We start from the raw sequence: 21,032 nt of genomic DNA on the forward strand, positions 1-21,032 counted from the left end.
CTACACACTAAAATAACTGCCAGAATTTTTCTGACAGTTTAACAAAGACTATTTTTTCTTTTCAATTACAGTAGCGGTAATTCGTTCAAACTCTTTTTGAATTTCCTCTTTATATGCATCCACTTTTGAAAAATCCATGGCAGCAATATAAATTCGTTCTAATTTATCACGAACTGATTTTGCTTTTGCTAAGAAAGACATCGCCTCATTCATTTTTGCTTTATATTGAATGGAAACGTCACGAATTTCTGTAGCATACTTCTCATCCGTCCCCGGTTTAACAATAAGAGCATACATATCTATAATCTCATCACCCACGCGACTTGGAAAATATTCATGTGGTGCGGTACTATCAAAAATTGCAAATCCTAATTCTCTTACAATAACCATATCAAGACTATTCGGGTCAAATCCGCAATGATATACTTCAACGTCAAAACCTTTTTCTTCTGCTGCCTTCGATAACTTTTTGAGCATTGTTGATTTTCCAGAGCCCGGGCGTCCTTTTATAAAATAACGATGTGGCAATCCTTCTGTTAAATTAGGAACAAAATCAACTGCTCCTTTCGGTGTAGCAGCTCCTAAAAAACGATGTTTCACAATCGATTGTTGCCCCTTTTTATCTGCAAATAATTTCTGAATTAGCTGATCTGTTAGTTCATTTGCTTTATTAAAATCAATGTTATTAATATATATTTTCTCCCACTCATCATGTATAACTAATGCCTCTTTAAAACATCCGTAAGCAGATTTGAAAGCCTTGCTCGCTTCTGATACAAACCGTTCAATTTCTACCTTCTGCTTTCTTAATTTACCTGAGTCCCAAGCAACTCCTAAATTTATATACTCTTCAATAACTCCTGGCATTTTCGGCTCAATAACATGCGGTGATGTTCCATCAACAATTCCTACTTTTAATTTTGGAATAATCACCCCATCAACCGACTTATTATCAGAAGAACAATGCAAAAGCTCAATATCATATCCTTTTTCAACCCATTCACGACCTATTGCCTTAATTAAAGAAGATTTTCCCGTTCCTGGACCACCCTTTAAAATAAACAACCTATCTAGCCCTTTTAAATTCTCTTCGTATAAATTATGAAATCCTCTAGCTGTATTACCACCAGCATAATAATTTAACACATTCCCTGTCACTGCACTCACTCCTTCGCAACAGTCTACTTACATAAGCTACAATATGCGAGCAACTTTATTTGGGTGAACACCTAATTTGTATTGCGTGAAAAAAGGAAATGAATTACAATTTAAATATCATGAATATTCCGAATTTCAAAACTAAATAAACCTTTATCAAGAGAGGCAGAGGGACCGGCCCTTTGAAGCCCAGCAACCTCAGTTTATAAGAACTGAATAGGTGCTAATTCCTGCAAAATGCATTACATTTTGGAAGATAAAACGCAACTAGTATGTAAAGCCCATCTTTCTTGATCATGAAAGATGGGCTTTTTATTATTTGAAAAACATATATTGGAGGTATTTAAAATGAAAGTAATTGATCTATCACAAACGTTTGAAAATAATATGTCTCAATTTCCCGGAACACCAACAATCCAACTAGAAACCATTACAAGCGTTGAAGAAACGGGATATCAAGTTACAGATTTCCATTCGGTCGTTCATGTCGGTACACATTGCGACGCTCCTGCGCATTTTATTTCTGGTGCAACAACGATTGATCAATTGCCCCTTGATCAGTTTGTAGGTGAAGCAGTTCTCATCGATGTCACTCATGTTCAAGAGAGAAAACTCCCTAAAGAAGTATTGCATAATGCCGACATAAAAAAAGACGATATTGTCATTTTCCATTCTAATCTATCTAATAAATGGAATACAGAAGCTTATGAGAAAGAAGCATTTTATCTTTCCGAAGAATTAGCTGAAGAACTAGTTGAATTAAAAGTAAAATCAGTCGGTTTAGATTTTATTTCTCCCGATGAGGTAACGACAGAAACATCACCCATTCATCACATACTGTTAGGCAATAATATTTTCTTAATTGAAAACTTAACAAATCTAGATGCTATTAAAGCGAAACGTTTCTTTTTCTCAGCAGCACCTTTAAAAATTAAAAATAGTGACGGTGCTTTCGCAAGGGCATTCGCTGTTATTTTTTAAAATATGGACTACAAAAAAGCAAAGATCATCACTGACCTTTGCTTCTATATTTTTTATTTACATTAAGGAAAAATTGTTCCAACCGGGGACGTACCCAAGCTAAATAATCTTTCTCTTTCTTCTTTGTACAAGCTATCTCTTCCCCATCTACCATTCCAACAAGTTCTAGCTCTAACAGTTGCCTCGTGAATGCTAGTATATTTACTTCTTCTGCTGGATACTCTTCTTTTAATTTCTCCTCAATTTCTCCCAATAAAAAACCGTCACGCATCATTGCCAATGCATCAATCCAAAGTGGCGGCATTTCATATTTTTCTCCTGTAATTGTATCTTTTACAATATAATTCTTTTGCTCTTTTCGAAATTGAATCGTGTGTAAGCATACAGTCGAATTTAATGTTAATTCCATCAATACCACCTCTTTCATCATATCTGCATAGAAAAAAGGATGCGCGGGCACCCCTTCTTTTCTTTTCATAACACTACCGAACCGTTACATGAGTAACCAATCTCATGTCGATATTTTCCTCCATTATAAACGAAGTATTTTATAAAAAAAACCCTTCTTGAAACATTTTATTAAATGTTTCAAGAAGAACACTTTTCTGAAAAATATTTTCTTCTACTGCGCTACATCGTCGGTAAATAAATTTCCACTTTCGTTCCCACACCCATACTACTTTGAATCGTGATACTCCCTTGATGTTCTTTAATAATTTTATATGTAATCATTAAACCAAGCCCTGTACCATTCTCCTTCGTTGTGTAAAAAGCCTTTCCAATCTTCTCTAATTTTCCTGCCTCTATACCAAATCCTTGATCCTCGACAGCAATACACAAATACCCCTTAGTTTTTTCATATGCCCGAATATGAATATCCCCACCTTCTGGCATTGATTCTATTCCGTTTTTAATAATATTTAACAACACTTGTTTTAATTGTTTATCATCACCGTTTATAACGGGTAAGTTTCCATCTATTTGCAAATAAACTTTCACTTTATATTGACTCGCATAACTTTCCATTAACTGCACAACATATAAAAGGATTTCCCGTATGTTACACCATTCATAATTTGTTGGTTTCGGTTTTCCTAATAACATCAATTCGCTAACAAATCCGTTAATTCTCTCAATTTCTTGTAACATTATTTCATAGCTCATCATATCTTCAGGGTTTCTTTCTTTTTGCATTTGCGTAAACCCCTTCAAAGCCGTTAATGGATTTCGGATTTCATGCGCAATTGTTGTAGACATAGTCCCAATTACAGCTAAATTTTCCGTCTCTTTCATATTGTTCATCATTTCAACAACCGTTCTTACATAAGATTGAAATCGTTTCAACAAAGAATGTGAAATAATGAAATAGAATACACATAAGACAAGCGGAATCACAACTTTTAGATCTTGTAGTATCAATGTAAAAAGTACGTACTTTCCAATTACACTAAAGGAAACTAAATAAAAATATTTTCTGTTCACGAAAACCGGTGCAAATAAAATTAATAACATTTCTACCATACTACCATGTTCAAAAGCTCTATCCGTTCGCAAATAAATCATTAAATTATTTATAAGATTGATAAACATGTACCCAAATAAAAATAAATATTTTATAGAATATACATAACCTCTTTTTTGAAGATACATTGAAATAGGGAATAATGCTATTACAAATATATATACGCCTATCCCAAGGCTTCCTTCTGGCCACCCTACCGTTGTTCCATTAATATTCATAGCAGGATATACAAAATAATATATAGCGTCATATGAAAAGAATATAATATAAAATAATAATATAAATACCTTTAAAGCTTTTCTTTCTTCATAAATCAAGCTCTTGTATTTGTTCATATAAAAACTCCCCTTGATCGATACGAAAAAAAATCCCCGCCGTTATCTCCTTAAATTATAAGTATGAAATTGCTTTCAGGGCAATACGTAACCTTATAATACTAAAAAGGAAGGAGACTTCTCCTTCCTTTCTAGTCACAACTTATATCCATCTGACCCTATCATGTAGCAGTCCATCCGTAAAATCATTATGCCCTATTACAAAATCTTTCATATATAAATTTAAATATTCACCGTACTTACTTTCTGTATTTAATAATAATTCCTCGACATAATAAGCACCTTGTCCAAAGTGATCTAAAAGTAAACTACACAAACCTGCATAAATTCCGCACCCTACTTGGAAGTAAGTTGCATTCGTTTTATATTTATGAAAAACTTGGCTACTATTCATTACGTTATACATATACGTCTCGCCATTTTCATAAACGAGTAATACACCTACTAGATCCTCTCCTGCAACCTCTTCTTCCGCTGGATTGAATACTTTACGATTCCAGTTCCATAAATCTTCTACCTTATCTAAGTTCTGTCTAATTACATTTGTTGTATACTCATTAATTCGGTAAAGAAAACCAACTTCCATGTTGAAATTTTTCCCTAAAATTAAAACTTCCTCATGTGGCATTAAGCAACCATAAAACTCTCTTTCTCCTAACTTCACTTTATACTCTGAAGCATATACATCCTCATAAAAATAAAGAGGACGATGATGACTCATATACATCGGATAACTCCATATCGCTTCGTCTAGAAATCGCTCTACTGCCCATGACGTATAAAGTGTATCCGGCTTTATAAGTGCCGTATCATTCAAAAACGACGTATCATGTTCTACAATATAGCATGCTTGTGGCTGTTCATTCGGCCGTTCTTTCATAAGTTCAACAACCATCCATTGAACAACACCTGGATTCATACCTGAACCTATAATCGCTTTTGTATTTGTAAATTTTTCTTTCTCTTTCTCAAACCTCGTATATCGTTCCGTAAGCTGAAATCCAAGTAAACTATCGTCCTGATCTACCGCCTCATTTTCCAAAGCTGAATTAATATAAAAGATTCCAAGTTCATTACAACAGCTCAGTACCCTGATCGTATCTGCACCCGAAACATCAATAACAACACTCGTACTTTTTTCTGTTAAATGCTGTTTAAATTTCACTACATCTTGAAGGTCTATTTCATATAATGACAAATGACCTTTCAGATTTGGAAACAACTCATCATAATAAGCCCTATCTTTTTGTTTTATATCAACCAAATGAAATGTAACATTCTTTATCACTTCATAAATTGGATCTTTTTCATTTGCTATCGCTTGATTTAAAATTGCTAAAACTGCCTTCGCTGCTCCACCAGCACTACCAAGTAATGTAATCGATAACGAATTTGAAAACTGCTCCACAAATAAAACCCCTTTAGTAAATTAGTTGAGCAGGTCTTCCTCAAAAAACAAATTGAATACATCAAAAAGTGGCTCGTACATATTTTTTATAATTTAGCACAAGATTGCCTCTTCAAAAATCACACTAACATAATTTATATTCAATTCATTTTTTCCCTCATATCCAAATCGAACTAAACAAACAGGCCCGACCTTTCCTTCTGCATATAAAAGAAAAAGCCAGCCCTTTCAACTAGCCTACGGACAATGGACAGATTTTACATGTTGAATATTCACATACATTTTTGCATCACGCGCTTTTAATATTTCAATATGTCCTTCCTCGATCTTCGCCATTTTTCCAATTTTATTGGATTCCTCACCTAAATCGAACACCATAATTTTTCCATACATTTTAATAAGTTGCTCCTCAAACGTTCGAGCTAACGTAATATTTAATGGATTTACGGGGAGTTCATTTTTATTGAGGGAATAAGGCACTTGGTTTTCTTTATACGGAATTAACCATTTTAAGTGCTTTAAAGATATATATACAGTTTTATAGACTGGACTATAAAAAACAATATAATCGTTCATTACACTTGTAACATATCCATGTATTGGAGCATTACCTGCTACATAAATTTCTGTAAAAATCCCTTTAGATGTGCTTAATACTTTCCTCAAAGAAATTGAAGGAGATTCCCTTTTAATTACAGAATCTACATCAGGTTTTAATATTTCTTCATCATATGGTCTTAAAAACTTATAATATTGGATATGATATAAAGATATATATACGTAGTCTTGTCCATTGTAAAGAACAACAATATCATTTCCTACATCGATTAATACGCCTTTAAATCTTTTTTCACCAATTAATTTAACATATATGTTTTCTCCAATACTTTTGTGTAACTCATTCATCTATATCCTCCTTCCTATGAATTTCTACTCTCCTATTTTCCATTTCTAAAAAATAATCAGGGGCAATGTTCTGTTTTTTAATAGTAAAAAATCCGTTTTCATATATCCAAAAATAATTACAGCGAAATATGAAATCATTCTTCACTTTCAATCATAATGCCCCTTTTATTTATTAAACATTATTCTTCTTCATTCTTTTTGTTTTTAACTATTTGATTCACACTCTTAATATGAGAATTAATTATATAAATGACCTCATCACCGTTTACTAGTGTAATACTTCCATCATGTATATCACTTAATAAACCTTCCACACACTCTGGTCCACCACGATTAATCTTTATCCATTTATACTTCAAGTCATTTAATACATCTAAAAAAGTATCTTCATCAGCATAGAAACATGAACCATATTCTCCCGGTGCTTCTTTCACTTTCCTGACTAGACTCTTCACATGTTTCAACTGGTAATATACTAATTCTCCAAGAGGCAATTGTAGTGTAAGGTAATCTTTTCCTAATGATACGAGTACACCTACTCTACTTTCTGGTCCGCGAAGATTTACTTTTACATTTTCACCGACTAAACCTTTAATTTGATCACAGCATAATACACTCTCCAATTTTGTACCCTCCTTTCTTATTATCTTCCTCTACTTGATTGTCTTTGTGCACGAGCGCGACCTGAATTATTGCTGTTTTCATTACTTTTCTCATCGCTACTCTCATCACTACTCTCTCCACTTACTGGTGCATTATAATTAACACTCTTAATATGAGATAGTGCAATTAATACAACTTCTTCTTTAATGATTAATGTTACATAATCACTAGAAGCATCTTGTAAAATACCTTCAATTTTCTCTGGTCCACCACGGTTAATTTTCACCCAGCGGTATTTGAAGCTTTGAAGTAGCGTTTCAAAGTCTTCTGCAATGTCTTCTTCCACCCATTCTAAATCACCTACTCCACCATCTTTCGTATTTTGGGTAATGCTTTTCAGATGGCGAAGCTGGTAGTAATGGTTCTCTCCTTTTTCATTCTCTAATCCGAAGTAGTCCGCACCTAATGATACTATTGTTCCTTTTTGAGATTCTGGTCCACCTCTGTTCACTCTTACATAAGATCCAATTAAGTCTTTCAAAAAATCCCAATGAAATAAACTCACGAGAAAACCCCTTCCATTAATTTATAAGCTTTTGCACTGATAGTATATGTATCTGTACAGGTTACGTTCTCTATGTTTGTCCTAGCTCGGAAAAAATATGCTTTTAACATGGTAGACTACTACCTATCAAAATTCTAAGAAATCCTGAGGGCTCCTTAGGATTTTGATGTCTTTAGATAAAAAAATCCCGTATGAAGATACATTTCTGCATATCTTCATACGGGATTTCCTAAAGTTTAGTCTTCGTCTTTAACATCCATATCTTCCGGAATTGGTTCGTTTAATATTTCTTCCACTAAATGTTTATATTTCTCCATTTGTTCTAAATGCGTGTTGAATTGTTCTTTATTTAATAAATATTGCTCTCCATCGAATAGCGCACGAACTTTCTTTTGCTGAATTAGCTCTTCAATATACGATTTTGGTAAATTCAAATACTCCGCAGCTTCTTCTATTGTTATATACAATGCGTTCATTCCTTTATTGTTTTTTCATATATACTGTATCTTACTTTATTTTTGTAAACAAATAAAAAAGATTTTGTAAATGCAGTTTAAAAAGCAGGTAGAACCATTCCATATATTGTATAATAATATAGTAAGTATTTTTTTAAATATAGAATGGTATCACCCATTTACACAAAGGAGAGTTAACATATGGCTACTCGTCACATCATTACAATGTTAGAAAAAACATTACAAGTTGAAACAGAAAACACAACTTCTCATTTAACTACATCTTTATCTGATCGTATTCTTTCTCAAGGCGTAGCAATACACGAAATCAATTGTTATCATACAATTGGTGAATGGTACAAAAATCATTTCTTATTCCAACAAGATGATTTTCTATGGGCTAAATATGCTTTCTACGACGCATATTGTGAAGCGATAAAAAAACAAGGGCATCTTACAAAACGCGTTCGTCAAATATTAGAGTCATTGGCTCGAAAACATGGAAAACAATACATTGCTTCTATACTAAATATGCCATTTCCTAACGAACGAGCAAAAGGAACAGCGTAAACAAAACATAGATTCATTGTTTTCTAGACTGATTTACAAATAAAATGTTCATGTCATATGAACTGATGAAACCGGTGTCATAATAATGATTGAAAATATAGTAAACAGGAAAACCCCCATCTACATCTCTCGTCTATTTGAATAGAGAAGTAAATGGGGGTATACTTGTACCTTTATCCCGCTATTTGTGGACAGTAAAAGCCCGATTAGTGAAGGTTAATAATCAGTGCAGGATAGCCCCCACTGATTAAAGTTTCACTTTATTATTTCATCATTTGCTTTATCAATTCTCGATTTCGTTTTTTAAATACTTCATTATGCGAAGAAACCATTCCGTACTCACTTGCATCTGGCTGAATAAATTGTTTCGCTTTATTCACAGCATTTCCAGCATCTTGGAATGCTCCCGCAATTAAATGCAATTTCCCATCATGTTTCAAAATATCTCCCGCAGCATATAATCCATCTACAGAAGACTCACTATTTGCATTACCTGCAATATAAAAATTATCTATAATCGCAACGTCCAACTCACTATTTTCTAATAATGTAATGTCACGTTCATATCCATGATTAATAATAACTTCATCAATAGGTAAATGAGAAACTTCACCTGTCTCATGATTCGTTAATTCTATATATTCAATCGCTTCATGATTATCACCAGCAACTAATTTTGTAATCGATGTATTCAGAAAACACTCCGCTGAGCTGTTCATTAGTTGTTTTACTTGTGCTTCATGACCAGATAATTCTTCTTTTCTATATGTTACATACACTTTTTTCGCGATTGGTTCTAATTCGTTCGCCCAATCAACGGCAGAATTTCCTCCACCAGAAATAATGATCGTTTTATCTTTGAAACGCATTAAAGATTTAACTGTATAATTTAAATTCGATACTTCAAATCGCTCCGCACCTTCAATCGATAACTTTTGCGGTTTCAATATACCGCTTCCAGTTGCGACGATAATTGTTTTTGAAAAATGTTCTTCGCCAGTACTTGTTTTTAACGTAAAAGTTCCATCTTCATTACGAATAATTGATTCTACTTTTGTATTTAATACAACTTCCGGCTTAAATGTTAGCCCTTGCTGTACAAGTTGTTCAATTAATTTATCACCTGTAACTGGCAATAGCCCTCCTACATCCCAAATCATCTTCTCCGGATAAACATGTATTTTTCCACCTAACTGTGGTTGAAATTCTATTATTTTCGTTTTCATCTCTCTAAGTCCACTATAAAAAGCTGAATAAAGCCCTGCAGGTCCTCCGCCTATTACAGTTACATCAAACAATTCTTCTCGATTCATTCGTGCTCACTCCTCAGCTACTAATCATTGATTATCATTCTCAATAAAATATAACCTGTTTCCGCAAAATTTACAATCAAAATTACTATTGACAATACACCCATATAAAATTATATTATTTAAAGAATCAATAGTGATAATCATTATCAACTTGTTAATAATTAGCAAATTTGGGATTACATCTTCTTTCATTAATATGGTTAATACTATATTGTGAAATCTCAAATTCAAGATTTTTAATAAACATTTTGCATTACCACTACTCTTTCAAAAAGATTGCAGTTAAACAAATTATTGTATACACATACATCTATGTTAAAGGAGAAAGACGATGAAAAAGTTATTTATTTCACTAACAGTTCTTTTCGTTCTTGTTATGAGTGCTTGTAGCAACGGCTCTACAGACAAAAAGAATGATGCAAAAGGTAGTAAATCAGAAACAATTACATACCAATCTGAAAATGGTAAAGTAGAAGTTCCTGCAAATCCAAAACGCGTTGTTGTTTTATCATCATTCGCTGGTAACGTAATGTCATTAGGCGTAAATGTTGTTGGGGTAGATTCATGGTCTAAACAAAACCCACGTTTTGATAGTAAACTTAAAGATGTTGCTGAAGTATCAGATGAAAATGTTGAAAAAATCGCTGAACTAAATCCAGATTTAATCATTGGTTTATCAAATATTAAAAATGTTGATAAGTTAAAGAAAATCGCTCCTACTGTAACATACACTTACGGAAAAGTTGATTACTTAACACAACATTTAGAAATCGGTAAGTTATTAAACAAAGAAAAAGAAGCAAAAACTTGGATTGATGATTTCAAGAAACGTGCACAAGAAGCTGGTAAAGAAATTAAAGCAAAAATTGGTGAAGATGCAACAGTATCTGTTGTTGAAAACTTCAATAAACAGCTTTATGTATACGGCGAGAACTGGGGCCGCGGAACAGAAATTCTGTACCAAGAAATGAAATTAAAAATGCCTGAAAAAGTAAAAGAAAAAGCTTTAAAAGAAGGTTACTACGCATTATCTACTGAGGTATTGCCTGAGTTTGCTGGTGATTACTTAATCGTAAGTAAAAACAAAGATACTGATAACTCATTCCAAGAGACAGAATCATATAAAAACATTCCAGCAGTAAAAAATAATCGCGTATACGAAGCAAACATGATGGAATTCTATTTCAATGATCCACTTACATTAGATTTCCAACTAGACTTCTTCAAGAAAAGCTTTCTTGGTAAATAATACAAACATGAGGAATTCTTAATTTAAGAATTCCTCTTCCTTTATTCTATGAACAGAAAAGATGTGAAACGAATGACAAAAGATCATGACAATCCACGTTCTATAGCTTTTACATACAAACTAATTTTGAGCATAATTGCATTCTTTCTTATTTTTATGGTTGCAATGGTATTAGGGGCTGCAGATACTTCAATAAAGGATGTATGGTTAGCACTTACTTCCTCCGCTAAAGGAGACAAAATATCTATTATTCGTGAAATACGTTTACCACGTGAAGTTGCTGCTATTTTTGTAGGGGCTGGACTAGCCGTTTCTGGGGCAATTATGCAAGGATTAACACGAAATCCCCTTGCAGACCCTGGCTTACTTGGGCTAACGGGTGGCGCAAATGCTGCACTTGCACTAACACTTGCTTTCAACCCTTCCATAAGCTACCTGTACTTAACATTAGCTTGCTTTATCGGCGCTGCGGTAGGGGCAATTATGGTATTTGGAATTGGTATGGTGAAAAAAGGCGGACTTTCTCCTCTTCGAATTGTATTAGCAGGTGCTGCAGTTTCAGCATTTCTACTCGCAATTTCGGAAGGAGTCGGCATTTACTTCAAAATTTCACAAGATGTATCACTTTGGACTGCTGGAGGGGTGATTGGAACTACTTGGAGTCAATTGAAAATTATTATTCCAGTCATTTCAATAAGTATCTTTATCGCTATCTTATTTGCAAGAAAATTGACAGTCCTTAGTTTCAGTGAAGAAGTTGCTGTTGGACTCGGTCAAAAAATCATTGTTATTAAAACAATTTTGTTTATCATTATTATCTTACTTGCTGGTGCTTCTGTGGCGCTTGTCGGAAATATGGCATTTATCGGTTTAATGATACCTCATATGGTGCGTCCTATTGTTGGTCCAGATTACCGATTTATTATTCCGATGTCAGCAATTGCTGGTGCTTCCTTTATGTTACTTGCAGACACAATCGGACGTACAATTAATGCTCCGTATGAAACACCCGTTGCTGCTATTGTCGCAATTGTAGGATTACCATTCTTCCTATTCATTGTTCGTAAAGGAGGAAAAACATTCTCATGATGCCATCTATTTTAAGAAAACAACGTCTTATTATACTCGCATTACTTATACTAACTATTACAACCATTGTAATTGGAATGGGGCTCGGTTCAGCATCTTTATCTTATGATCGACTACTCCCAACGCTAATGGGACAAGGTTCATTTAAAGAAGAATTCGTTTTATATTCTTTAAGACTACCTAGAATTATCATTACAGTATTAGCTGGTATGGCACTCGCTTTATCAGGTGCTATCCTTCAAGGCATTACACGTAACGATTTAGCTGAACCTGGTATTCTCGGGATTAACTCTGGTGCTGGTGTTGCTGTTTCTATTTTCTTTTTATACTTTCCAATAGATGTAGGTTCATTTCTTTATTTACTACCAGTCGTTGGATTTATCGGGGCTTTTCTTACAGCTGTTTTAATTTACGTATTTTCATATAGTCAATCAACAGGGCTTCAGCCAATACGATTAACATTAACCGGTATCGGTTTTTCATTTGCACTATCTGGAGCAATGATTGTCCTTATTTCATCTGCTGATCGTATGAAAGTCGACTTTATCGCCAAATGGATTGCCGGAAACATTTGGGGAGATGATTGGATCTTCATTTTCGCAATGCTCCCATGGTTAATCGTATTAATTCCATTTGTTTTCTATAAAGCAAATCGATTAAACATTTTAGCATTAAACGAACCAGTCGCAATCGGCGTTGGAATTGAAATTGAAAAAGAACGCAGATACTTATTAATTGCAGCCGTTGCACTTGCAGCTGCAGCAGTTTCCGTAACAGGAGGAATTAGCTTTATCGGGCTGATGGCTCCTCATATCGCAAAATCTTTAGTAGGCCCAAGACATCAAATCTTCATGCCTATCGCCCTTTTAATCGGCGGATGGCTATTACTATTAGCAGACACAATCGGACGAAACATCGTTGAGCCTAACGGTATTCCGGCAGGTATTGTCGTTGCTTTAATTGGTGCTCCTTACTTTATGTATTTATTGCTTAAGAAAGCATAAAAAACACCCTCAAGAGTGCAATCTTGAGGGTGTTTTCGTTTCATTCTACTGCTGCCCATATCCTTCAAACTTCTTCGCTAAATTCTCCATCTCATCTTCTGGCAATAACTTCGGTTCTCCGACGCTTTTCGTTTGATAATAAATTTGCGCACAAAACTCAATTTCTTCCGCAACAGTAAATGCCATTTTTATATTATTTGCACCTGCAATTAAACCGTGGTTCGCAAGTAATACTGCACGGCGATTAATCATGCCTTCAAAAGCAGCCTCTGCTAATTGCTTCGTACCAAATGTTTCATACGGTGCACAGCGTACATTCGGGCCTGCGAAAGCAATTAAATATGAAACAGCAGGAAGCTCCCACCCTAATGATGCAATCGTCTTCGCATAAGGTGAATGTGTATGCACGAGCGCATTTATATCTTCACGATTCCTATAATAAATAAGATGCATATCTAGTTCACTTGACGGTTTTCTCTCACCTTCTACTACTTCACCATCTAAGTTTAATATAACTACATCCACGGGCGTTGTTTCATAATAATCTAAACCACTTGGGCTAATTGCAACTAGGCCTTGTTCACGATTGAAAATACTAATATTTCCGCCGGTCCCCTTTGTTAAACCGCTAGAAATCATTTTCCTTCCGTACGCTACAATTTCTTCTCTTTCTTTTTGTAATAACATATACATCCCCCTAAGTATGAAGCTTATGATGACTGACTATATACCTATTTACTAAAATAGATTTTTTAAATTCTCCGTAAACGGTGCCTTTACAATCCCTTTTTCCGTAATAATTGCTGTTATATTTGCATGTGGCGTAACATCAAATGCTGGATTGTATACTTTACTTCCTTTCGGAGCTGAATATTGTCCGAAACGATTGATTACTTCAGAAGCATCTCTTTCTTCGATCGGAATTTCGTTTCCTGTCGGTGTGTTTAAATCAATTGTCGGTGTTGGTGCTGCTACATAAAACGGAATGTTATAGTATTTAGCTAAAATAGATACGCCTAATGTTCCAATTTTATTTGCTACATCACCATTTGCTGCTACTCGGTCACAGCCGACGATTACCGCATCAATCTTCCCTTGTGACATGACCATAGCTGCCATATTATCGGTAATGACTGTTACATCAATTCCCGCTCGCTGTAGTTCTAATGCTGTTAACGTTGAACCTTGTAATCTAGGTCGTGTTTCATCAGAGTAGATTTTAAGGTCCCATCCTTTTTCTTTCGCTAAATACATTGGAGCTGTCGCAGTACCATACTTAGTCGTTGCTAACGCACCTGCATTACAATGAGTTAATAATCCCATGCCATCATGGAATAATATTAATGCATGTTCTCCAATTTGACGGTTAATTTCTTCATCTTCTCTATGAATCTCTTTTGCCTCTTCTAACAATCTATCTTTCAACCGTGCAATCGATAAGTGAACATTATCTATCGCTACACTTTCCATTCTTTCCAGCGCCCAAAATAAATTTACTGCCGTCGGTCTTGATGTTGCTAAATATGCACATACCTTTTTTACTTCTTCAATACATCCTTCTACCGTACTTTCAGCAAATTCCTTTACCCCTAAATACACACCATACGCTGCTGAAACCCCAATCGCTGGTGCACCTCGCACTTTCATGACTTGAATTGCATCCCACACACTTTCAGCTGTTTTGAAAGATTCATAGACAACTTCGTTCGGTAATAACGTTTGATCTAATAAAACTAAAGCCTCATCTTTCCATTGAATTGGTATTAATTGCTCTTTCATCATTTTCTCTCCTTACTTCGCGCTATGAATGGACTGTTTTTTTAACATTTCTACAAAACTCGTACCTGTTTTATATTGATTCGCTCGTAAAATAAACTTCTTCGCTACTTGAAGACAAATTCGCTCCGCTCTAGCACGTGCTTCATCATTCTCAATACAAGTAATATCCTTTACTTTTGCTAATCCAACAATACGACGAATTAACTCAAGACCCGTCACTGCAGCTGTATCCTCTAACACAGATTGTAAATATACGCCATTAAAGCCTTCTTCCTTCGCCATAATTTCTGTCACATGAATATCCCAAGCAACTAAAAACTTCTTCTTAAATAAATCAATTACCTCTACCATCGTCGTTTTTAGCCAATCCATATACGTATCTTTCTCAGCTCCAGGTAGCATCGTTGCATCTGCATTCACCCAAGCAAATATTAAATTCGCCATTACGTTCCCAATGTCATATCCCATAGGTCCATAAAAAGCAAACTCAGGATCAATAACTTTTGTAGAATCACTTTTTACGAAAACAGAACCAGTATGTAAATCACCGTGAAGCAACGCCTGCGCATTCGTCATAAAAGAAAACTTAAGTTTCGCTACTTCCATACGAAGCTCTTTATCACTATAAATATGCTCTCTAATCCATCCTTCATTTAATTGAAATAACTCATTACGTTTATTATGATTTGTAAATGGTTCAGAGTATACGAGGTCCTCTGTAATCTCACATAACTCTGGATTTATATAATTCTTCACAAGTTCCTTCTTCTCTTTATGATTCATTACAACATCTGATGTTAATAGAAGAGTATTTACCATAAAAGTAGTTAAATCTTCAGCAAGCCTCGGAAATATTTGATGATTTATAAGTGCTGTACGTAATATTGTGTGATCTGATAAGTCTTCCATCACGCAACAATTCATCACACTATCAAACAAATATACTTTTGGAACAAGCCCAGGTGCTAACTCCTCCTCTAACTGCAAAACATCTGATTCTATACGAATACGATTCGTCGACAACTTAAACTCATCTGAAATACGTGCTGTATTCCCGGCCTGCTTTACGATGACAGACATGGTCTCTTTTTCATCCCAAACGCGGAACACATAATTTAAATTACCATCACCTATTTCTTTACACTGTAACCCCTTTGCATGTTCAAACTTAGATAATTTCTCTTTCACATATGCAATCACATCTTTATCTTCCATTAAAAAATACTTCGTGAACTTAGACATGGTTTCCCCTCCCACACTAATTGTAAGCGTTTTCTAAAGGCTATAAAAAAATAATAGGTTGAATGTTTTTCATCCTATATTATATATTCTTCTTTTTGAAAGATATATCTAGATTTTATTATATCTTGTTAGCACTTTGAGTCAATGTTTCTAATTATCATTGCAATATACTTCCTAATTATATATTTGAGCGGACAAAAATTGTTCAAAAAGATTCCGATTCATTTTATTTTATTTATCGCACAATTCTTTGTAAAATAGAAATAAGCAGTTCCTTTTCAAATCTACAACTTCTAAGAAATATCTCCTTCCTAAGAATTTATACTTACACCATGTCTCTAACATACACACTACTCTTTCAAACACTCATTGAAAATTTATGACATGAAAATTACCTTTTCATTCCCTAACAACCTTAATTGAGAATAAATATTAATTAAATTGGTATAAAGTTGGTTTATTCTCTTGACAAAATAACCACTTCTATATGATAATTAATATCGAATTAGAATTATTATAGTTAATTAAAAAATATATTTTATGAGCAAACTATTTTTTGATGCTCAAAACCAACATTTAGGAGGAAATTTAATATGTTATTAATCGGCACAGAAGTAAAACCGTTTAAAGCTAATGCTTACCATAATGGAGAATTTATCCAAGTTACTGACGAAAGTTTAAAAGGAAAATGGAGTGTAGTTTGTTTCTACCCAGCTGACTTCACATTCGTTTGCCCAACTGAACTTGAAGACTTACAAAACCAATATGCAACTCTAAAAGACTTAGGCGTTGAAGTATACTCTGTATCTACAGACACTCACTTCACTCACAAAGCATGGCATGATAGCTCAGAAACTATCGGTAAAATCGAATACATTATGATTGGTGACCCAACTCGCACAATCACTACAAACTTCAACGTTTTAATGGAAGAAGAAGGTCTTGCTGCTCGTGGTACATTCATCATCGATCCAGACGGCGTTATCCAATCTATGGAAATCAACGCTGACGGTATCGGCCGTGATGCAAGCATTCTTGTTAACAAAATTAAAGCAGCTCAATACGTACGTAACAACCCAGGTGAAGTTTGCCCAGCTAAATGGCAAGAGGGTTCTGCAACACTTAAACCAAGCCTTGACCTTGTAGGCAAAATCTAAGGAGTTCGATCAAAATGATACTAGATGCAGATATAAAAACACAACTATCCCAATACCTTCAGTTAATGGAGAACGATATTTTACTTAAAGTTAGCTCAGGAGACGATAATGTATCTAAAGATATGTTATCTCTAGTAGATGAATTAGCTACTATGTCATCAAAGATTACAGTAGAAAAAGTTGAACTAGAGAGAACACCAAGCTTTAGTGTAAATCGCCCTGATGAAGACACTGGTGTAGTATTCGCTGGTATTCCATTAGGACACGAATTTACTTCATTAGTGTTAGCTTTACTACAAGTTAGTGGACGTGCTCCAAAAGTTGAAAAAAAATTAATCGATCAAATTAAAAACATTCAAGGCGAATATCATTTTGAATCTTATATCAGCCTAAGTTGTCATAACTGTCCTGATGTTGTACAAGCTCTTAACGTAATGAGCGTTCTTAACTCTGGTATTACACATACTATGATTGATGGCGCTGCATTCAAAGAGGAAGTAGAAAGCAAAGACATCATGGCAGTACCAACAGTTTTCCTAAATGGCGAATCTTTCGGAAGCGGTCGTATGACACTTGAAGAAATTTTAGCTAAAATGGGTAACGGTCCAGATGCATCAGAGCTTTCTGATAAAGATCCATACGATGTTCTTGTTGTTGGTGGCGGCCCAGCTGGTGCAAGTGCAGCAATTTATGCAGCACGTAAAGGCATCCGCACTGGTATCGTTGCTGAGCGCTTCGGTGGTCAAGTAATGGATACTATGGGTATTGAGAACTTCATCAGCGTAAAACGCACTGAAGGTCCTAAGCTAGTAGCAAGCCTTGAAGAGCACGTAAAAGAATACGACATCGATGTAATGAATCTACAACGTGCGAAACGTTTAGAGAAAAAAGAACTTATTGAAGTGGAACTTGAAAACGGCGCTATTCTGAAAAGTAAGAGCGTAATCGTTTCTACAGGTGCTCGCTGGCGTAATGTTGGCGTACCAGGTGAAGCTGAGTTCAAAAATAAAGGTGTAGCATACTGCCCACACTGTGACGGCCCATTATTCATCGGAAAAGATGTAGCAGTTATTGGCGGAGGTAACTCTGGTATTGAAGCAGCTATCGACTTAGCAGGTATTGTTAAGCACGTAACTGTTCTTGAATTCATGCCAGAATTAAAAGCCGATGCTGTATTACAAGAGCGTCTTAACAGCTTACCAAACGTAACTGTTCTGAAAAACGTTCAAACGAGAGAAATCACTGGTACTGACAAAGTAAACGGTATTTCTTACATCGATCGTGAAACTGAAGAAGTTCATCACGTTGAATTACAAGGTGTATTCGTTCAAATCGGTCTTGTGCCAAACACAGACTGGTTAGGCGAAACAGTTGAACGCGCTCGCGGTGAAATCGTAACAGACAAGCACGGCGCTACAAACGTACCAGGAGTGTTTGCTGCAGGTGACTGTACAAATAATCCGTACAAACAAATCATCATCTCTATGGGTTCAGGTGCAAACGCTGCTTTAGGCGCATTTGATTACTTAATCCGTAACTAATAAAAAAGCAGGTGCCTTAGCATCTGCTTTTTTATTATCCTAACGTATACACTAAAAACCTCTCATTCCCATTCTTCTCATAAGCACCTGGCAATCTAACTTCTTTCTTCAGCTCAAACGCAGTCTGATTTTCTAAGAAGAAAATATAGTCCTCAGAAGGATAATATAAAATAATATCCACTTCTCTCCCCGTTTCTTCTACCGAAAGCAAAATGTTATTGACTACATTCATAAACACTTGCACAGAAAACGGATTAAAGAAATAAAACCTATTATCATGTGGATCAATCTCATATTCCTGCGCTAAACAACATTGGAATTGAATTTTCCCCTTACTGTTTCGTGCCTTTCGTGCATAACGCTCTCTATTATCCATCGCTTCTTTATAAAACTCTTCATTCATTTCAATTCCAACTGCTGAAGCACCACATTTATGATGCATATAAAAGTTTAATCGCCCTTTTCCGCACCCAAAGTCTACAATTCGGTCGCTACTTCGTATTTCATATTGATTCAATAACTCATCTAACCCGCTATACGGCGTCGGTTCATAGCGGTGATAATGCATAGACTTGTTAAACCCTTTTTGCTCACCGACTGTTTTTATATGTAAAACTGCATCGTAATATTGTTCGTTCATTCGTTTTCTCCTATTAAAAAATGGTACTTATTATTATACACCATGTACTGGAGGCTCATTTTTCATCAAATTAATAGGTACGTGAAATTATACCAACGATTTTCTTAATATATCTATCGTAACTTCAAATATATCAACGATTTTCTCAATATATCTATCATAACTCAAAATATATCAACGGTTTTTCAAATATATCGATTTACCGACAATTCACGATAAAAAAACAGGAGCTCTCTAGCCCCTGTCTTCTAACACTTTCAATACAGTTTGCTTCAATATTTCTACCCCATCCATAATACAACTATGATCAAACCTCATATGCGGATGGTGTAATCCAGGTTGTAGATCTGCTCCTAGTCCAAGCATGACAGCTTTTAAATGTGGTCTCTTCACTGTGTAGTAATGGAAGTCATCGCTTCCTGTCGTATAAAGCGGCCCTGTGCATTGCTCTTCTCCATACACTTCGAGAATGCCTTTACGCATGTAACGCTCCGCTTCTTCTGACACCTCTGCTCCTGGAGCAAGATCAATCCATTCGTATGAAGTTTTCGATCCCATTGATGCGGCTGATTCTATTACATGCTCTATCTTTTTCTTTAATTCTTCTAATAATGTATTATTCTCCGCTCTTACATCTAAGCTAAAATGGCCGTTACCTGGAATGATATTTAAATTATCTCCACCAGCTTGGCACCGCGTCATCTTCACTGAATATGAACTTTGTGGCGGCAACCATATATTTTTCAAACCGATATTAATCATGGAAATGACATCAATTGCATTCACACCTTGGTGTGGTCTTGCCCCATGTGCATCCTCCCCATGAATCATACCCTCTAGAAATCTTGCTGCTCCGTGACGAATAGATGGGGCTGCTTGTTTCAAAGATAATTCTTCGATTGGTCGTAAATGGACACCGAATAAGAAATCAGCATCATCTACAGCACCTTTCTCTACCATCTTTAAAGCACCATTTCCCTTCTCTTCTGCCGGTTGAAAAATAAATCTAACCGTTCCACTATCCCATCTCATATTTTTCAATTGTAAAATAAGCCCCATTACAATCGTCATATGAGCATCATGACCACACGAATGATTCGCTTTAAATTCTCCATCTACTTCTTGCCAAAGTGCATCCATATCAGCACGAATCGCAATAACCGGGTTCCCATTTCCAATTTCAGCGATTACGCCTGGGCAATCATCAAATGTTTTATATGAAATTCCTTCTTCTTTTAAAAAGTTAGTAATATAAGCTGTCGTTTCATACTCTTTCCAACTTACTTCAGGGTTTTCATGTAAATGCTGAAAAATTTCCGTTAAACGCTCTTGTAGTTCTAATGTTTTCAAAGCTCCATTCTCCTTCCCAAATTACAAACCATTCAGGTTAATTATACTTATGAAAAACAGATGTTTTTATGAACATATTGAATTTCAAGAAAAAAGTCAATTGTTTATTTTTAAACTTTTTAAAAGCTTACTCTGTATCTATATTACAAACTGAATAAATAACTA

Annotated in this window: 21 protein-coding genes and 1 riboswitch; of the genes, 7 read left to right on the forward strand and 14 right to left on the reverse strand. The window is 35.1% G+C overall.

The annotated features are described in order from the left end of the window. Nucleotides 1-48: 48 nt before the first annotated feature. On the reverse strand, nt 49-1,158 hold the full coding sequence (locus JDS95_RS20045; RefSeq protein WP_000147480.1) for a PRK06851 family protein: 1,110 nt from the start codon (nt 1,156-1,158) through the stop codon (nt 49-51). 150 nt (nt 1,159-1,308) lie between these two features. Next, nucleotides 1,309-1,421: riboswitch (SAM riboswitch) on the forward strand. 85 nt (nt 1,422-1,506) lie between these two features. Between JDS95_RS20045 and JDS95_RS20050 the strand changes: the two genes are divergently transcribed. Further along, nucleotides 1,507-2,139 (forward strand): cyclase family protein, encoded by a 633-nt coding sequence (locus tag JDS95_RS20050; protein WP_000862992.1) that lies wholly within the window; start codon nt 1,507-1,509, stop codon nt 2,137-2,139. 28 nt (nt 2,140-2,167) lie between these two features. Here JDS95_RS20050 and JDS95_RS20055 read toward each other — a convergent pair whose 3' ends face one another. The 7 genes from JDS95_RS20055 to JDS95_RS20085 all read right to left on the reverse strand — a co-directional run bounded on the left by JDS95_RS20055 (nt 2,168) and on the right by JDS95_RS20085 (nt 7,954). Beyond that, nucleotides 2,168-2,548, reverse strand: coding sequence for a hypothetical protein (locus JDS95_RS20055; protein ID WP_000424106.1), 381 nt, complete (start codon nt 2,546-2,548; stop codon nt 2,168-2,170). A 221-nt stretch (nt 2,549-2,769) separates the two neighbouring features. Next, nucleotides 2,770-3,996, reverse strand: a complete 1,227-nt coding sequence (locus JDS95_RS20060; protein WP_001046090.1) for an ATP-binding protein — start codon at nt 3,994-3,996, stop codon at nt 2,770-2,772. Between the two features lie 142 nt (nt 3,997-4,138). Then, a complete protein-coding gene (locus tag JDS95_RS20065) occupies nt 4,139-5,404 on the reverse strand; it encodes an S-adenosylmethionine decarboxylase related protein (RefSeq protein ID WP_199690747.1) in 1,266 nt (421 codons plus the stop codon). A 237-nt stretch (nt 5,405-5,641) separates the two neighbouring features. Continuing rightward, nucleotides 5,642-6,310: an LSm family protein gene (locus JDS95_RS20070; RefSeq protein ID WP_001003900.1), complete on the reverse strand. Its 669-nt coding sequence runs from the start codon at nt 6,308-6,310 to the stop codon at nt 5,642-5,644. A 179-nt stretch (nt 6,311-6,489) separates the two neighbouring features. After that, nucleotides 6,490-6,933 carry a hypothetical protein gene (locus tag JDS95_RS20075; protein WP_000446701.1) on the reverse strand — a complete coding sequence of 148 codons (444 nt, stop codon included), beginning with the start codon at nt 6,931-6,933 and terminating at the stop codon, nt 6,490-6,492. 20 nt (nt 6,934-6,953) lie between these two features. Then, entirely contained in the window at nt 6,954-7,478 is a 525-nt protein-coding gene (locus tag JDS95_RS20080) for a hypothetical protein (RefSeq protein WP_000051641.1), read from the reverse strand. A gap of 236 nt (nt 7,479-7,714) precedes the next feature. Beyond that, nucleotides 7,715-7,954 (reverse strand): helix-turn-helix domain-containing protein, encoded by a 240-nt coding sequence (locus JDS95_RS20085; protein ID WP_002042548.1) that lies wholly within the window; start codon nt 7,952-7,954, stop codon nt 7,715-7,717. A gap of 180 nt (nt 7,955-8,134) precedes the next feature. On the opposite strand from JDS95_RS20085, the gene JDS95_RS20090 reads away from it, so the two are divergent. Continuing rightward, nucleotides 8,135-8,503 carry a hypothetical protein gene (locus JDS95_RS20090; RefSeq protein ID WP_000235485.1) on the forward strand — a complete coding sequence of 123 codons (369 nt, stop codon included), beginning with the start codon at nt 8,135-8,137 and terminating at the stop codon, nt 8,501-8,503. Between the two features lie 263 nt (nt 8,504-8,766). Here the strand turns inward: JDS95_RS20090 and JDS95_RS20095 are convergent, their stop codons facing one another. Further along, nucleotides 8,767-9,816 (reverse strand): NAD(P)/FAD-dependent oxidoreductase, encoded by a 1,050-nt coding sequence (locus JDS95_RS20095; protein WP_001078286.1) that lies wholly within the window; start codon nt 9,814-9,816, stop codon nt 8,767-8,769. A 331-nt stretch (nt 9,817-10,147) separates the two neighbouring features. Here JDS95_RS20095 and JDS95_RS20100 point away from each other — a divergent pair, with 331 nt between their 5' ends. The 3 genes from JDS95_RS20100 to JDS95_RS20110 are packed head-to-tail and all read left to right on the forward strand — an operon-like array spanning nt 10,148 to nt 13,158. Beyond that, nucleotides 10,148-11,065 (forward strand): iron-hydroxamate ABC transporter substrate-binding protein, encoded by a 918-nt coding sequence (locus JDS95_RS20100; protein WP_000732581.1) that lies wholly within the window; start codon nt 10,148-10,150, stop codon nt 11,063-11,065. 48 nt (nt 11,066-11,113) lie between these two features. Continuing rightward, a complete protein-coding gene (locus tag JDS95_RS20105; RefSeq protein ID WP_002037873.1) occupies nt 11,114-12,154 on the forward strand; it encodes a FecCD family ABC transporter permease in 1,041 nt (346 codons plus the stop codon). After that, nucleotides 12,151-13,158 (forward strand): FecCD family ABC transporter permease, encoded by a 1,008-nt coding sequence (locus JDS95_RS20110; RefSeq protein WP_000982878.1) that lies wholly within the window; start codon nt 12,151-12,153, stop codon nt 13,156-13,158. The genes JDS95_RS20105 and JDS95_RS20110 overlap by 4 nt, the downstream gene beginning before the upstream one ends. 45 nt (nt 13,159-13,203) lie before the next feature. Here the strand turns inward: JDS95_RS20110 and JDS95_RS20115 are convergent, their stop codons facing one another. Genes JDS95_RS20115 through mtnK form a run of 3 tightly spaced genes read right to left on the reverse strand, consistent with a single transcriptional unit; the run spans nt 13,204 to nt 16,179 of the window. Continuing rightward, nucleotides 13,204-13,845: an L-fuculose-phosphate aldolase gene (locus JDS95_RS20115; protein ID WP_000926572.1), complete on the reverse strand. Its 642-nt coding sequence runs from the start codon at nt 13,843-13,845 to the stop codon at nt 13,204-13,206. A 51-nt stretch (nt 13,846-13,896) separates the two neighbouring features. Then, complete coding sequence (mtnA, locus tag JDS95_RS20120; protein WP_199690748.1) at nt 13,897-14,940, reverse strand: S-methyl-5-thioribose-1-phosphate isomerase; 1,044 nt, start codon at nt 14,938-14,940, stop codon at nt 13,897-13,899. Nucleotides 14,941-14,949: 9 nt separating this feature from the next. Then, entirely contained in the window at nt 14,950-16,179 is a 1,230-nt protein-coding gene (gene mtnK / locus JDS95_RS20125; protein ID WP_144467476.1) for an S-methyl-5-thioribose kinase, read from the reverse strand. Nucleotides 16,180-16,772: 593 nt separating this feature from the next. On the opposite strand from mtnK, the gene ahpC reads away from it, so the two are divergent. Both ahpC and ahpF read left to right on the forward strand, forming a co-directional pair. Further along, nucleotides 16,773-17,336, forward strand: coding sequence for an alkyl hydroperoxide reductase subunit C (gene ahpC / locus JDS95_RS20130; RefSeq protein WP_000924420.1), 564 nt, complete (start codon nt 16,773-16,775; stop codon nt 17,334-17,336). A 14-nt stretch (nt 17,337-17,350) separates the two neighbouring features. Beyond that, nucleotides 17,351-18,877: an alkyl hydroperoxide reductase subunit F gene (gene ahpF / locus JDS95_RS20135; RefSeq protein WP_199690749.1), complete on the forward strand. Its 1,527-nt coding sequence runs from the start codon at nt 17,351-17,353 to the stop codon at nt 18,875-18,877. Nucleotides 18,878-18,911: 34 nt separating this feature from the next. Here ahpF and JDS95_RS20140 read toward each other — a convergent pair whose 3' ends face one another. Both JDS95_RS20140 and JDS95_RS20145 read right to left on the reverse strand, forming a co-directional pair. Continuing rightward, nucleotides 18,912-19,517: an SAM-dependent methyltransferase gene (locus tag JDS95_RS20140; protein WP_001005639.1), complete on the reverse strand. Its 606-nt coding sequence runs from the start codon at nt 19,515-19,517 to the stop codon at nt 18,912-18,914. A gap of 234 nt (nt 19,518-19,751) precedes the next feature. Then, nucleotides 19,752-20,867, reverse strand: a complete 1,116-nt coding sequence (locus JDS95_RS20145; protein WP_000853538.1) for a M20 peptidase aminoacylase family protein — start codon at nt 20,865-20,867, stop codon at nt 19,752-19,754. Nucleotides 20,868-21,032: the final 165 nt, after the last annotated feature.

The sequence above is a fragment of the Bacillus cereus group sp. N24 genome (assembly GCF_016483345.1).
GTDB lineage: Bacteria > Bacillota > Bacilli > Bacillales > Bacillaceae_G > Bacillus_A > Bacillus_A toyonensis.

Coding starts and splice junctions, on each gene's coding strand:
- JDS95_RS20055 (WP_000424106.1), bottom strand. CDS start 2,548: ATGGAATTAACATTAAATTCGACTGTATGCTTACACACGATTCAATTT.
- JDS95_RS20110 (WP_000982878.1), top strand. CDS start 12,151: ATGATGCCATCTATTTTAAGAAAACAACGTCTTATTATACTCGCATTA.
- JDS95_RS20095 (WP_001078286.1), bottom strand. CDS start 9,816: ATGAATCGAGAAGAATTGTTTGATGTAACTGTAATAGGCGGAGGACCT.
- JDS95_RS20105 (WP_002037873.1), top strand. CDS start 11,114: ATGAACAGAAAAGATGTGAAACGAATGACAAAAGATCATGACAATCCA.
- JDS95_RS20090 (WP_000235485.1), top strand. CDS start 8,135: ATGGCTACTCGTCACATCATTACAATGTTAGAAAAAACATTACAAGTT.
- ahpF (WP_199690749.1), top strand. CDS start 17,351: ATGATACTAGATGCAGATATAAAAACACAACTATCCCAATACCTTCAG.
- JDS95_RS20115 (WP_000926572.1), bottom strand. CDS start 13,845: ATGTTATTACAAAAAGAAAGAGAAGAAATTGTAGCGTACGGAAGGAAA.
- JDS95_RS20140 (WP_001005639.1), bottom strand. CDS start 19,517: ATGAACGAACAATATTACGATGCAGTTTTACATATAAAAACAGTCGGT.
- mtnA (WP_199690748.1), bottom strand. CDS start 14,940: ATGATGAAAGAGCAATTAATACCAATTCAATGGAAAGATGAGGCTTTA.
- JDS95_RS20100 (WP_000732581.1), top strand. CDS start 10,148: ATGAAAAAGTTATTTATTTCACTAACAGTTCTTTTCGTTCTTGTTATG.
- JDS95_RS20070 (WP_001003900.1), bottom strand. CDS start 6,310: ATGAATGAGTTACACAAAAGTATTGGAGAAAACATATATGTTAAATTA.
- JDS95_RS20085 (WP_002042548.1), bottom strand. CDS start 7,954: ATGAACGCATTGTATATAACAATAGAAGAAGCTGCGGAGTATTTGAAT.
- ahpC (WP_000924420.1), top strand. CDS start 16,773: ATGTTATTAATCGGCACAGAAGTAAAACCGTTTAAAGCTAATGCTTAC.
- mtnK (WP_144467476.1), bottom strand. CDS start 16,179: ATGTCTAAGTTCACGAAGTATTTTTTAATGGAAGATAAAGATGTGATT.
- JDS95_RS20060 (WP_001046090.1), bottom strand. CDS start 3,996: ATGAACAAATACAAGAGCTTGATTTATGAAGAAAGAAAAGCTTTAAAG.
- JDS95_RS20050 (WP_000862992.1), top strand. CDS start 1,507: ATGAAAGTAATTGATCTATCACAAACGTTTGAAAATAATATGTCTCAA.